The following is a 12,967-nucleotide window of genomic DNA, read 5'->3' as shown; positions in this document are numbered from 1 at the left end:
GGGGATGAATTATTGACCAATGTGCCGTCTATGCCGTTGAATTCCAATGCGGATAGAAATAATTTTTACAGGTATTCGGCGGCATTAGTTGAAAAGGGGGATCATGTTAGGCTACAGGATATTAGATTTAGCTATAGTATCAGCCAGCGAAGTATTCCCCGCCTTCCTTTCAGAAATATTGAAGTTTATTCATACCTAAACAACATTGGAATACTTTGGCAAGCTAGCAATGACCCTTTGGACCCGGATTTTAGAACCGTCCGCCCACCAAGAAGCATAGCGGTAGGAGCTAGATTCGATTTCTAATAAACATGTCCCGTTCCGCCGCTTTCTTCATAAGGTTTAGTTGTACGGTTCCGGCGGGCGGGGCATTATTTAGGTTCACAGTTAACAGTTCAACGAAATATTCAACTGTTAAGAGGTAACCGTTAACCGTTAACTCTTAACGATTTATATCTACTATCATGAAAAAACATATATATTTTATATTAACTATCTTGTCCGCCGGTGTACTGATGGGATGCGGGGAATTCCTGGATGAAAGACCTTCTAAAAGCATTGTCGTCCCCAATACCATTGAGGATTTACAGGCACTGTTGGAAAACTCCTCTTACATGAACAATGGAATATCCCTTGGAATAGTTATGGGCGACGATATGTTTACCACTGAAGAAGGTTGGCTGGGATATCATCAGGATTGGGAAAGAGATGCTTACCTCAGGAAGAAAGATTTGTCAGACGTCCGTGGCCAACTTGCGAGCTGGAGTTTCCCTTATACTTGCATATTTTATTGCAATGTAATTTTAGAAAACCAAGCTAAATTAACCGCTTCCTCGCTTTCAATGGATGGAGAATTGGGTAAGGTTAAAGGGGCGGCATTATTTTTTAGGGCTAATGCTTTCTTGGAGTTAAGCCAATTTTTTGCCGGGCCTTTAAATAGTCCAGCTGATTTCCAAAAGCCAGGTATTCCCATAAAATTAACCAGTAATGTTAATGAAAAAGTAGGTAGAGGTTCAATTGGAAATACTTACCAGAGAATTGTGAGTGATTTGAAAGCGGCAGCCGAATTGTTACCGCCTACCCAGCCTTACCCTACCCAGCCAACAAAAGCAGCTGCATATGGGTTGTTGGCTAGAGTTTACCTTATATTAGGAGATTTTGAGGCGGCTTTAGATTATGCTGAGCAGTCTTTATCCTTAAAAGGTAATTTGCTTAGTTATTCCTCCTTGCCGGCATTCAATAATTTGCCTTTGGAGCAGTGGCTTTATCCTATTCCCCAATTCAATGAAGAAGTGGTATTCCATAGCCAGATGGGGGCACAATCTTATACCTCCTCAACTTTTTCCTTTGTGGATTCCACGCTCTACAATAGCTATGAGGAAGGTGATTTGAGAAAAAATTATTTCTTTTTTGAGGAAGGACCTGCAAAAGCCCTTTTTAGGGGAAGTTATACCGGGACTTTTCAATTTTTTTCGGGGTTGGCCACCGATGAGCTTTACCTGATAAAAGCTGAGTCTCTTGCCCGAATGGGGGAAGAGGAAGAGGCTATTCAAACTTTGAATGATCTGTTGGTTACCAGATATGTTCCCGGTACCTTTTCCGCTTATGAAGTCGGGAATATTGATGTTCTTTCAGTTATTTTGAAGGAAAGGAGAAAAGAACTGGTATTCAGAGGTTATCTAAGATGGGCTGACCTGCGAAGGCTAAGTTATGAGGGTTTGCTTGAAGGACAGTTGGTCAGAGAGGTTGGGGGTGAAGTTTTAAATTTTGAAATATTCCCCGATAATTTCAAAGTGGAAATTCCTCAATCGGAACAACAGTTAAATGAGAATCTTTAATTGTATAAAAGCAGTTGGCTTAATAGCCAACTGCTTTTATACAATTAATCATGTTCTGGTTCTAAAGCCGAACCGGGAATAAACACCCCTTCAGCTCCAGAAACAGGGATCGTCTGCTCCCTATCCTCGTACAAACAAGTTCCGGAGGCTTGATTGCACTGATACTGGTTTGGACCAGGGCCCATTGTTACACCAGTTACATTATAGGCGTCATCTCCTTGGAAGCCCCATAATTCATTGAATTCATTTTTTGGTTGCGTAAAAGCAAAAGCGAATGTTGCCGCTAGGGCAAATACACCTCCGCGTAGGAGGTGTTTTACTGAAAGTTTCATAAATTTGTTGTTATAGTTATTTACAATTTCCGGTCGCTTCGATCTTCCTCCCGTGCAGGGGAGGAGGAATCTTTCGAGAGGGGCGGCCGGATTTTTTTTCTGCCCCCTGCGGGTGCCCGGTAGCTGCCCGGCAGCGTTAGGGGCGGAGTTTTTTGTTATGGACTCATAGGCTTTAAATAAGATTACGTATAAAGTTCAACCCTTTCAGGGTTGTTGGTTATTCTGTCGTTATTTCCCCGGGTTGCACCCGGGGTTACTGATAGTTGAAGTCCTTCAGACTTCTTTGTACAGGAACACGTAACGCCCGTTGCGTTTTTATTCCTGCGTTCGCTGCGAGAACCGATCTATTACTTCCCCATTCCTGGCTTCTTTGCTGGATTACCTCCCGGATGGCAGGTCTAATTCAACATTGTCAATTTTCTTATGATAATGGAGACCAATTATTGCTATCATTAGAAATCCAATATTAACTGCCAAATGCTCTCCCCATCCCAAACTCCCGATTACGCCTCCGCAGCTGCATGGAATTCTGCCGAAGATGCCTGTCATGACGAGGGCAACGTAGCCGATGAATAACCACATCAACATGGCGCTGCACCAGAGGCCCCATCTTCTCCACTTATTGACCAGAAGCATAGCAGCTACAGCCAGCTCTATAATGGGCAAGCCATAAAGAATTCCTTCTGCCATCCAGATAGGAAACACCTGGTTGTATAGGGCACTCTTGGTTCCTTGCCAGTCGACCCACTTGGTGAATGCCGTGTAAGCAAATAACATGGCTAGAAGGAGAGAAGCTATGTCAGATACGATCCTATGTGTTTTCATATGCTTGCAGGTTTTAATTCTCCGTGCAGGAGCCTATGGCTCCGCACGGAGAGGAGGTGATGGCAACTTTATAGCCTTGAAATCTAGTTGTAAAACCTGCCTGGATGCAGTTCCATGGACCTGGAAAAGGATGGTCCGACAAAAGTAAAAGTGTAAGCGACTGAATGTTAGGTAAAAATAAAACGTAAAAAATTTAGTAGAAAATCTGCTTGATATTTATCATTAAATTTTTTGTAATACATGACTTAATATTTGTCATTCATTGCTTACAGAATTTACTTTCATTAGTTAGTTTGAGGAATTTGAATTGATATTTATCAAGTCCTAACCATTGCTTTTTACCTTTTATTGGCTCTAAAAAAATGTTATGAAGCTGCAATTTATTTTTCTATCTCTATTTAGGAGAGAAATTGGCCTATAAATTGAACACCGCTTTCAGATATCATTTTTTACCATTTCAAGGGGAAAACTCAAGCCTTTAATACCATACCTAAAAAAAGTTATTGATATTTATCATTAAAAACGATTAGTTAATTTACGTAATTTTTCCGATTACCCATGGTGTATTATAAAGTTTTGGGGTAACTATTATGTAAATATTAATTTTTTGTTAAAATTTACCATGTCTGATTCTTAAAGATGAAGTCTGGATCTGTACTTTTTAATTTTTTATTTTCAACCAGAATCCAGTGAAACATCTTAAATAGTTCGACCTACCTTATGAAACAGATTGATGACAAAATTTTGGACAGGATCAAAAAAGTAACTGATCCCTACTGCCAAGTTACCAGAGAGCAGCTACAAAACATGAGCTCTTATTTTCAGGTAAAATCCTATCCAGCCAGGCATACTTTAAAAGCATCCGGTAAAGAAGAGAAAGTAATACGCTTCTTGGTAGAAGGCCAGGTAGGATTATTTCACAAAGACGACAAAAAAGTGTACTGTGGAAATATTTTTATGGCTGATCAGATAGCAAGTGACATGATATCCTATATACTTAAACAGCCGACAACTGCCTATCTAGTGACGTACACCCCATGCAAAGTAGTAGAGTTTAACCGGGATATGCGGAATGTAATTAGGGAGGAAGTACCTGAGTTTAGCGAATTGTCCACTGCCTTTTTTAAAATCGAGGTAGTGAATTTATCGTTTCGAATCCAGTTTTTAAGAAAGCCAACCAAAGAAATAACAGATTGGGTGGAAGAACAAAAGGGAAGTCTCTATCAAGTTGCTCCGGTAAAGGATGTTGCACAATGTTTTAATATATCTCCTGAGCATTTTAGCCGGGTCCGAAATGACAAGGGGCATAAAGGAAAGGAGGATGATCCTAAATAAGGAGTCGGTGTTCCCCAACACGTCAAACCAACAGGTTATTTTTCTACACATTGAAATAATTTTTCACTTTCAATTTTTATTCCATGATTTCAGTTTATTTAGTTGAATGCCAATCCCGAACTCATTTTACTTTGAGGCGGTCGGATGCCAGATTTGTCTGGAAGCTGCTCAATGGCTGGTTGTCTCTAAAGGCCAGGAAGAAGGTACTGTCGGATTTTTTGACAGGTTTAAAAATTCATTTTTCATGTTCAATTTTAATCCCTTAAAATTATGATGATCAAACGCTGCGTTGTTTACGCAAAGGATGTATCCCGGATTACTGGGAAAAGTGTCCGTTATGGCCAATTAGTCCTGAGAAAAGCCCGTGATTTTTTTCAAAAATCAAAGGAAGAGTATGTTACGGTTGATGAGTTTTCCCAGTTCAGTCGTATCCCTGTACCCCTGATTATGGAATACATGGATTGATTCTTATCCGGACCTTATTATGGAAATGGTTGGTGGAAATGCCAACCATTTTTTGCACCTGTTCAGCTTGATCTGTGAGGATGGTACTCCCAAAGTCTCCCATATCCCGGTCATACATCTTCCATATGTTTCCCATAGCTGTGTAATAGATGTCCAATAGGTCTCCCTAGGGTGTCCCATAGGTTCGTTAGTATTTGGCGTAAATCCAAGAAACCATAGGATTTTAAAAAGGCTTCGCCGTTCAGGGTTCAAGGCTTCGCCGTTTAAGGTTTATTGGCTTCTCCGTTCAAAAGTTCAAGGCTTCGCCGTTCAGTGTTCTGAACATTGAACATTGAACAATTAAACTCTTCCTCTCCCTCCCTTTTGCGCATAAAACACCAGTTTGCGAACAATACGTCCAAAAGCGCACATTCATTTGAAAACCAAGTTGTTGACTTCCATATTAGCACCATGTTTAACTTAAAACCATAAAAACATGGCAGAACAAACCAGTTTTATTACGCTAAAAGGTAATGTAGGAAGGGTTAACTTCTACAAGACCAAAAACGGGGACTATCAGGCCCGTCAAAAAGGAGGAGTCAGCAAGGAAAGGATCATGACCGATCCTAAGTATGCCCGAACCCGCGAAAACCTGCTGGAATTTGCAGAGGCTGCAGGAGCGGCCAAACTCATCAGGAGGGCTATTGCCCCGGCCATCCACAGGAGTGGGGATTCCAAGGTGCACCACCGTTTCCATTCTGCACTTATGAAGGTGGTTCAGTCCGATACCTCCAGCATCAGAGGCGAGCGGAAGGTAATGTTAGGAGAATGGGATCTGATCCGAGGCATGGAACTCAATGCGGCCAATGAGTTTGGCAAATCCATGCGAGAGGATTTTACCTACTCCGATGCTGGAGACACCATTACATTGACCATTCCGGAATTCCGGCAGGAAGAAGTGCTAAAATTTCCCACGGGGACTTCCCACTACAGACTTTATCTGCTTGGTGCGGCCATCAATTTTGAGGATGCCACTAAGAATAAGGTGCGGGAGACGAGTTTATTGATCCCGAAAGGGCTCAATTCCCCTGAAGTATCAATGAGCATCGACAAAACCTCTTTGGTAGGTTCCAGGAGGCTATTTGTTGTCGGGATGGAGTACACCCAAATCATCAATGAGGAGGAGTATCCATTGAACACCATGGAGTTCAATTCAGGTTTGGTATTCTATACTGACAGGGACTGATGAAACTGGTGCTGAACCGGGCCTACTGGCCCAATGGGACCAATGGAGTGATCCGCCTCAATGGGGTGGAGGTGGTCAGGACTATAGAGCTACCGTGGAGGAACAACAAGCGAAGCTTTTCCTGTATTCCGGAAGGGGTATATGAGCTCACGCAACGCTATTCCGAACGCTGGGGCTGGCATGTAAAGGTAAGGAATGTTAAAGACCGGTCTTTTATACTCTTCCATTCCGCCAATGATGCGCAGAAGGAACTACGAGGCTGTATTGCTTTGGTGCTAAGCCATACAGGAGAGGGCCGAGGAATCCAGTCTGTGTTGGCTACGAACAGGTTTCGAGATTTAGTCTTCGAGGCTCTGGAAAAAGGCGAGGAAGTGAAGCTGGAAATCCTTAGCGATCCTGAGGAAGCTTTGAATCTAAGCATTACGGAGCCATTATGTACGGAGGAGTTTATTTAATGGGAGTTGGAGGACTGATTACAGTCCTCCTTTCCATCTCCGGTTTCCTGCTCAGGTATGTGGTACAAGACCTGCGGGAATTGAAGAGTGAACTTGTGGAAATTAAAGTCGGAGTGGCCAGTTTACAAGGCGAGCAATTGGTACTGAAATCCATGGTGCAGACGCAGCTAACGATGCTGAGAAAGAGGATTCAGGTGTTGGAGAAAGTGAATTAGTAGTTGTCAGGGTTGTCATTGTTCTATTTACGTAAATGGCTGGGCACGTCATTTTTCTCACGTCAACTCGCATAGTCCCGATCAGCAAAGCGAATCGGGACTATGCGAAGCGGAGCGCCTGCCCGCCGGGGTGGGGAGAGATCTCTTGTGAAGGTCTCAAAGTGCTGGGGGCTGAATAATTAAAGGTGCGAAGTCGGAGACATTCGCACAACGGGCACAGACGTACATGGAGCGCTAAAAAACCTGGTAAGCACCAAATGGCTAGAATGGCCGGTATTGATGCTCCCTCTGACAACCATGACAACAGCGCCTTTCGATGCGCAGCATCGGAACAGCAGACAACCATGACAACAACCTAATCTTTAAACTTTAAACAATAAACAAAATGAACGAACTACAACAAAGGTGGAATGCGCCTACTCCGCCATTTTTCAAGAAGGTGCAGTATATAGGAATGATCCTCGGGGCAGTGGGGGGATCGTTGCTGGCAGCGCCGGTGGCTTTACCGGCCATGGTGATCACGGTGGCAGGTTATGCCGTAGTGGCCGGGACGGTTCTGGCTACCCTGAGTCAGGTAGCAGTGGATCAGCCGGGACAGGGTTTTCCGATTGACCATTGGCCCGACTTGCCTCACCATGTAGGCAATAAAGCCAAATGGTAACTAAGTAGAAGAGTCAAGGTGGAGGATAATACCAACACCTTGACTTCTTACACCATGAACCTTGAACACCTGAACAATTGAACCTTTAAACACTAAACATTTTAACTTTTAATCTAAATAAAAAAGCTATGGCACGTCAAGCAGAAGGAATGAAACTCACCGGAAGCATCGGTGATACAACTTATTACAAAACCGCAAATGGGTACTTTGCCAGAAAGCGGGGGGGAGTAAGTAAAACAAAAATACAGACAGCTCCCAGCTTTGTAAGAGTCAGGGAAAACAACCAGGAATTTAAGGCAGCAGCCCAAGATGCAGGACTGGTAAGAAGGGCATTAAAGCCGGCAATTGACAGAATAAAAGACAAGAAAATAAGCAGTAGGTTTTTTACTCTATTTCTTAAAATGGCCAAGACCGACCCTGTCAGTCCACGTGGAGAGAGAGTCGGTGCCAATGGAGAATGGAAACTACTGGATGGTTTTGAGATTAATGCATTTCGGGAATTTCCTATTGCTACAGAATTGGCAAAGCATCTTGCTATTGAAAGCAACAGCGTTACGCTGACCCTAGCTGATTTTCATCTTAACCATTATGTCAAACATCCCAGTGCAACGCATTACAAGCTAGTTGTTGCAGGTGCATCTATTTCATTTAAGGAAAACTCTTTCAAGAGTATAACCGAATATTCAGATTTACTATCTGTGAACTCCCCTTCGGACAGTACTATAGTCTTGGACAGATCAAAGTTGCAAGGGCGACATTGCTTGTATGTTATAGGAATAGAGTTCTACATTCAAGAAGGCACCAGCAAATTCCCCTTAGCTCCTGGAAAATTTAATTGCGGAAATATCCTAGTATTGTAAGCGTGGGACTCACTTATCTATATTGCTAGGGATTAACGGCCGCTATTCGACCCTTTCAGGTTCGGCGGTTGAAGTGTATGATCAGGGCCCGGGGCTAACCCCCCGGGTTACTGTTGTTTAATCCTTTCAGGATTTTTTTTATCTCTAGATTAGTTTTACCGGACCTCTCAGCCCTCGCTCCAAGGACAAAATGCAATTGCAAATTTTTTAAAGTCGATGTTAAGAGCTTATTAGTACCTAATTTAAAGAAGGCTGATGAAAAGTGATATGACTTTAATGGGAGTTGCAAAACGGAAGGCCAGTCAATTTTTGTGGGAAATGATTAGGTTATTTATTATCTTGAAATGAAATATTAATTGCGAATAGTTGTTTACCACCCCTAGAAGAGTAGTAAGTAAGCCTCCGATAGATCGGAGGCTTTTTTGTTTAGAGGGGAGCTGTTGGCGCTAAAGAATAATTCTGATTTCCACTGTCCAGAGGTAGATAAGAAGATAATAGATTCACCGGATGGTGGCAGGTTGCAACAGGTTTATGACCAGCATATTAGAGGTCAAATATCTATTGCAGAAATGATGAGTGGAATTTGTCAGTGGGGTAACGGATCAAAGTAAGAGGACTTATCAGGATTTTTTTTCAGTTTCAGGGGAAGGTTAAGAGGTATTTGAGGAAATGGGTTTAAAGGTAATAATGGTTTAAGGATTAACTTAACCACAAATAATATAACGGCAAAGATTTTTAAGAAACGCAAAGGGGATGAAGGTTTTAATTAGCCGCTGAGGACCAGAGGGCACAGAGGAGGTGGTTTAAGGATTAAAGTTTAAGGTTTATGGAGGAAAGCTTGGATAACAGTGCGCAGCTCCTAAATCCGTTAATCCGTTCAACCGTTCAACCTATTTGTACTGGTTTGTAAGTGTGGCCCTTCGGCTGCGCTCAGGGACCGGGGCCGTGGTGGGAGAGGAGGGAAATGGTTTCGACTCCGCTCAACCGGGAGCACTGAGCACTGGGCACTGGGAAGTTCCACCCGTGGCGCAGCTCCTTAATCCGTTCAACCGTTCAACCTATTTCGTGGTTGTCATGGTTGTCCGCCCGTGGGTCGGCCTCCCACGTGAGGTAAACTGCGCCTCCCGGCTGGGTTGTCGGAGTTGTCAGGGTTCTACCTTGGCGCCCGGCAGGAGATTACTCAGGGGAGGGATGAAGGTGGAGCGCTTGGCACTGAGCGCTGGGAAGGTTTTTTCTTTAGTAATTACGTATTTGAAAAGGTCCGAGCGGAGCCGAGGGCCTTTTCTTTTTTCTCTCTCCAACCCCGGTGGCCGAGCGAAGCCGAGGCCGGTCGGTTACATTTCTGGACGGGTAAGGATTGCTTCAGTCGTGCCTCATTCGCTATGACGGGTTTAAACCTTCCAGGTCTATCAAATTTCGCGAGACCTGGAAGGTTATTATAGATTGTATAAAGTGCGTTATAGTGCACTTTATCTGATTTACGTAAACCTGATAAGTGTTTTAGTAAAAGAAAGTGTGTTTTAATGCACTTTTTAGTGAGTATTAAAAAATAAAGTTTTTCTAATGGGGATGCTCACTTCAAAAACTTCTCTTTACTGGAAACGGAGTGGGGAGATTACCGCCTGAGCCCGGCTTATGATCTTTTTAACAGCCGCATCCATATTGATGATAGGGATTTTGCATTAGACAATGGTCTCTTGCCTCGTAACCTCGCACAGGGAAAAATAAGTAAACAGTTTGCAGTACTTGCAGGCCTGGCAGAAATTGGAGAAAATATTTATGCTGAGCTGTTTGAGTCGATTTTAGATGGTGGGGCACAGGTGGAAAGATTGATTGCCTCCTCTTTTCTTGATGATTCAACCAAAAGGAGCTATTGGCAAAGCTATCAAAGCAGGATGAAACAGTTAAGAAAATTGGTTTAGGGGTTTATTGTCCGCTCGTGGCCTCCCGCGGGAGGTAAACTGCGCCTCCCGGGCTGTTGTCATGGTTGTCATGGTTCTACTTAATCGCCCAGCAGGAGAATACTTACGGGATAGATGAGGGTGGAGTGCTGAGCACTGAGCGCTGAGCACTGAGCACTGAGCACTGGGACAGTTCCACCCGTGGCGCAGCTCCTTAAACCGTTAATCCGTTCAACCTTTAAACTCCCCGCCAACCACCTTCATCCCTCTACTATCTACCGTCCCGAAGCGCCTCCTGCTTTTTCATTGGCGCTCGTCGGGACATCTACTATCTACTACATGTGGGTAGATGGTAGAAAGTAGATTCGCCGCTTGGTGGCTTGCTTCCCTTCGGCTTCCCTTCGACTTCGCTCAGGGACCGGACCGGCTCAGGGACCACGCCGAGGCCACCGCGGCGAGGGTTAGGGATGAGGGTGGATGCGTGGGTGTAGAGGTTTATCGTCCGCTCGTGGCCTCCCGCGGGAGGTAAACTTCGCCCCAAGCGAGACGGTTTAGAGGTTTAGTCGCGATGCGCGGCGTAGGATACAGCGTTGAGATGCTGGTGGAACCGTCAAGAGTAGCAACCGGCAGCCTTCAGCAAACTAAACCTCTAAACCTCCCGCAGCGCGTCAGCGCCGGGAAATAAACCTCTAAACGAGCCCATACTGGTTGAGATGATAAAGCGTACTGACATCCCCCCTGCCCCTCCCGATCCGCGAAAAGCTACTCGGGACAGGCTTTCGAAGGGGGAGTTGATTCGTTAATACCCTCGTCCGATGTATCTGATGATCATCATTTGGAACTGGACGAAGGCATCTATGGGGATGGCTTTGCGTTCGATGTTGAGGCCGTCGAGGTCGTTGGAAAGGGAGTTGAGGGCGGAGAGTTCGAAGGCGATGTCCCACTTGCTTTCCAGGTTGGTGGTGAAGCCAACTCTTACGGGGATATATACTGAACCGTTATCTGCATCCCGCTCACGGATGGTGTAGTCGGGGCGCATGGTGCGCTGCAGGCGTTCCACGTAGGTGTAACCCACACCGACACCTAAGTAATAGTTGACAACCTTACCGACTCTGCCTTCGGTGTTGGGGTTGAACTGGATCACTGGGGTTATGTCACCGTAATAGGCGTTGCCGCGAAAGAAGAAGGCCTGGCCTTGTTCGCCCCAGGAAACCCATGTTTCCCTGTTTTCCCCGGTGAAGTCACCACTGTCGAGCCATTGGGTACCGAAGGTTGCCCGAAGGTCCAAATGTCTGGTTAGTTCTTTGTTGAATGCGATGGAGACTGCGGGCCTGACGTTGAAGCGGAGTTGGCCGAAGTTGCCGGTGTTGTCGCCGTACATCATTCCTCCCCCGGCTCCGAAGGAGAAATAATCCCTACTGATATAATCCTGGGCATTGGCGGTGGAACATACGGATAATACTACTGCGGAAAAGAGCAATAAAAATTTTTTCATGATTTGGGTTAAAAATTAATAAGGAGGATGGTTTCAAAAAGTATTCCAGTTTTTTTGGTTTAGGGGTTTAATGTCCCGATTGGAGCTGCGCTCTTCCGGGACGGTTTAGGGGTTTAGAAAGCGCGAGGCGACGCGGAGGATGAAGGTGGCTATGTGGTCACGCGGAGGGCTGAGGGTGGCTATGTTGGAGAGGGCGTCTGGGTGTAGCAACCGGCAGGCCTTCAGTAACTAACCCTCTAAACTTCCGATACGCGCAGCGTCAATCGGAAATAACCCCCTAAACCCACTTCATTCCTTATACTTTGTTTTCAAGGAGGTCTCACTATTGAGCTGGTATCTGTATAAGCTATTCAACATTGCAAGAAGCCTATCCAATTTCAATCTGATTTGATGATAGGTTTCATATTGAATAAAGCTTAAGTCAAAGGCACTTATCAAAAGTTCGATAGCTTCAAGAGCACTTGAATAGGATATATTGGTAAAATGGGCTTTGTCGGTATTCGAAATTCTACCGGAACCTTCCGCTAGATTTGTGCTTACACTATGAATGGCTCTTCTTAGCTGACTGGTTAGTCCATATATTTCTTCTTTAGGGAAATTTTGTGAATGCAAGTATATCTCTAATCGTATCTCACGTGCCAATTGCCAAGCTTCTAACTTTTCAAATGAATAGGTGCGGTATGGTTTCATAAAAATAGATAAGGGGAGTGGATAAAAAAGTATCGTTTAATTTAACGATTGTTTTGAATTTGAGCAAGATATTTTTTGGTTTAGGGGGTTATTTCCCGGCGCTGTCGCGCGGCGGTATGTTTAGGGGTTTAGAAAGCGCGAGGCGACGCGGAGGGCTGAGGGTGGTTATGTTGGAGATGGCGTTTGGGTGTAGCAACCGGCAGGCCTTCAGTACCTAAACCTCTAAACCTCCGATACGCGCAGCGTCAATCGGAAATAACCTTCTAAACCATTTTGGTCTAGGGGTTTAAGGTCCCGATTGGAGCTGCGCTCTTCCGGGACGGTTTAAGGGTTTAGAAAGCGCGAGGCGACGCGGAGGGCTGAGGGTGGTTATGTTGGAGATGGCGTTTGGGTGTAGCAACCGGCAGGCCTTCAGTACCTAAACCTCTAAACCTCCGATACGCGCAGCGTCAATCGGAAATAACCTTCTAAACCATTTTGGTCTAGGGGTTTAAGGTCCCGATTGGAGCTGCGCTCTTCCGGGACGGTTTAAGGGTTTAGAAAGCGCGAGGCGACGCGGAGGGCTGAGGGTGGTTATGTTGGAGATGGCGTTTGGGTGTAGCAACCGGCAGGCCTTCAGTACCTAAACCTCTAAACCTCCGATACGCGCAGCGTCAATCGGAAATAACCC

General features: G+C 44.8%; 14 protein-coding genes and 1 pseudogene. 10 read left to right on the top strand and 5 right to left on the bottom strand.

Annotated elements, in window-relative coordinates:
- Positions 1 to 30: 30 nt before the first annotated feature.
- Together FPL27_RS00070 and FPL27_RS00065 are read left to right on the top strand one after the other, a co-directional pair.
- On the top strand, positions 31 to 306 hold the full coding sequence (locus FPL27_RS00070; protein WP_221936573.1) for a hypothetical protein: 276 nt from the start codon (positions 31 to 33) through the stop codon (positions 304 to 306).
- 158 nt (positions 307 to 464) lie between these two features.
- The gene (locus tag FPL27_RS00065; protein ID WP_143959134.1) at positions 465 to 1,838 is read left to right on the top strand and encodes a RagB/SusD family nutrient uptake outer membrane protein; all 1,374 of its coding nucleotides are present in this window, start codon (positions 465 to 467) and stop codon (positions 1,836 to 1,838) included.
- A 44-nt stretch (positions 1,839 to 1,882) separates the two neighbouring features.
- Here FPL27_RS00065 and FPL27_RS00060 read toward each other — a convergent pair whose 3' ends face one another.
- Both FPL27_RS00060 and FPL27_RS00055 read right to left on the bottom strand, forming a co-directional pair.
- Complete coding sequence (locus tag FPL27_RS00060) at positions 1,883 to 2,170, bottom strand: hypothetical protein (protein WP_143959133.1); 288 nt, start codon at positions 2,168 to 2,170, stop codon at positions 1,883 to 1,885.
- 378 nt (positions 2,171 to 2,548) lie between these two features.
- Positions 2,549 to 2,995, bottom strand: a complete 447-nt coding sequence (locus tag FPL27_RS00055; RefSeq protein ID WP_143959132.1) for a MauE/DoxX family redox-associated membrane protein — start codon at positions 2,993 to 2,995, stop codon at positions 2,549 to 2,551.
- Between the two features lie 720 nt (positions 2,996 to 3,715).
- Between FPL27_RS00055 and FPL27_RS00050 the strand changes: the two genes are divergently transcribed.
- On the top strand, positions 3,716 to 4,330 hold the full coding sequence (locus FPL27_RS00050) for a Crp/Fnr family transcriptional regulator (RefSeq protein ID WP_143959131.1): 615 nt from the start codon (positions 3,716 to 3,718) through the stop codon (positions 4,328 to 4,330).
- Positions 4,331 to 4,775: 445 nt separating this feature from the next.
- Here FPL27_RS00050 and FPL27_RS19705 read toward each other — a convergent pair whose 3' ends face one another.
- On the bottom strand, positions 4,776 to 4,931 hold the full coding sequence (locus FPL27_RS19705; protein ID WP_185974253.1) for a hypothetical protein: 156 nt from the start codon (positions 4,929 to 4,931) through the stop codon (positions 4,776 to 4,778).
- A 339-nt stretch (positions 4,932 to 5,270) separates the two neighbouring features.
- Between FPL27_RS19705 and FPL27_RS00040 the strand changes: the two genes are divergently transcribed.
- The 7 genes and pseudogenes from FPL27_RS00040 (at position 5,271) to FPL27_RS20230 (ending at position 10,133) form a co-directional block, all read left to right on the top strand.
- A complete protein-coding gene (locus FPL27_RS00040; protein ID WP_143959129.1) occupies positions 5,271 to 6,020 on the top strand; it encodes a hypothetical protein in 750 nt (249 codons plus the stop codon).
- Positions 6,020 to 6,475 (top strand): DUF5675 family protein, encoded by a 456-nt coding sequence (locus tag FPL27_RS00035; RefSeq protein ID WP_185974252.1) that lies wholly within the window; start codon positions 6,020 to 6,022, stop codon positions 6,473 to 6,475. Before FPL27_RS00040 ends, FPL27_RS00035 begins: the two co-directional genes overlap by 1 nt.
- Positions 6,454 to 6,690, top strand: a complete 237-nt coding sequence (locus FPL27_RS00030) for a hypothetical protein (RefSeq protein WP_143959128.1) — start codon at positions 6,454 to 6,456, stop codon at positions 6,688 to 6,690. The genes FPL27_RS00035 and FPL27_RS00030 overlap by 22 nt, the downstream gene beginning before the upstream one ends.
- A 385-nt stretch (positions 6,691 to 7,075) precedes the next feature.
- The gene (locus tag FPL27_RS00025) at positions 7,076 to 7,351 is read left to right on the top strand and encodes a hypothetical protein (RefSeq protein WP_235893345.1); all 276 of its coding nucleotides are present in this window, start codon (positions 7,076 to 7,078) and stop codon (positions 7,349 to 7,351) included.
- A 128-nt stretch (positions 7,352 to 7,479) separates the two neighbouring features.
- Positions 7,480 to 8,211, top strand: a complete 732-nt coding sequence (locus tag FPL27_RS00020) for a hypothetical protein (protein ID WP_143959127.1) — start codon at positions 7,480 to 7,482, stop codon at positions 8,209 to 8,211.
- A 1,571-nt stretch (positions 8,212 to 9,782) separates the two neighbouring features.
- Positions 9,783 to 9,899 (top strand): annotated as a pseudogene (locus FPL27_RS20235) (type II toxin-antitoxin system HipA family toxin); the annotation flags it as partial.
- A gap of 9 nt (positions 9,900 to 9,908) precedes the next feature.
- A complete protein-coding gene (locus FPL27_RS20230) occupies positions 9,909 to 10,133 on the top strand; it encodes a hypothetical protein (RefSeq protein WP_235893344.1) in 225 nt (74 codons plus the stop codon).
- A 778-nt stretch (positions 10,134 to 10,911) separates the two neighbouring features.
- Here the strand turns inward: FPL27_RS20230 and FPL27_RS00010 are convergent.
- Positions 10,912 to 11,607, bottom strand: a complete 696-nt coding sequence (locus FPL27_RS00010) for a hypothetical protein (protein WP_143959125.1) — start codon at positions 11,605 to 11,607, stop codon at positions 10,912 to 10,914.
- A 288-nt stretch (positions 11,608 to 11,895) separates the two neighbouring features.
- Entirely contained in the window at positions 11,896 to 12,297 is a 402-nt protein-coding gene (locus FPL27_RS00005) for a four helix bundle protein (RefSeq protein ID WP_143959124.1), read from the bottom strand.
- Positions 12,298 to 12,967 lie beyond the last annotated feature (670 nt).

The sequence above is a fragment of the Litoribacter populi genome (assembly GCF_007483685.1).
GTDB classification, from domain to species: domain Bacteria; phylum Bacteroidota; class Bacteroidia; order Cytophagales; family Cyclobacteriaceae; genus Litoribacter; species Litoribacter populi.
The sequence above is the reverse complement of the archived record's forward strand: the minus strand, read 5'-3'. Positions and strand labels throughout refer to the sequence as shown.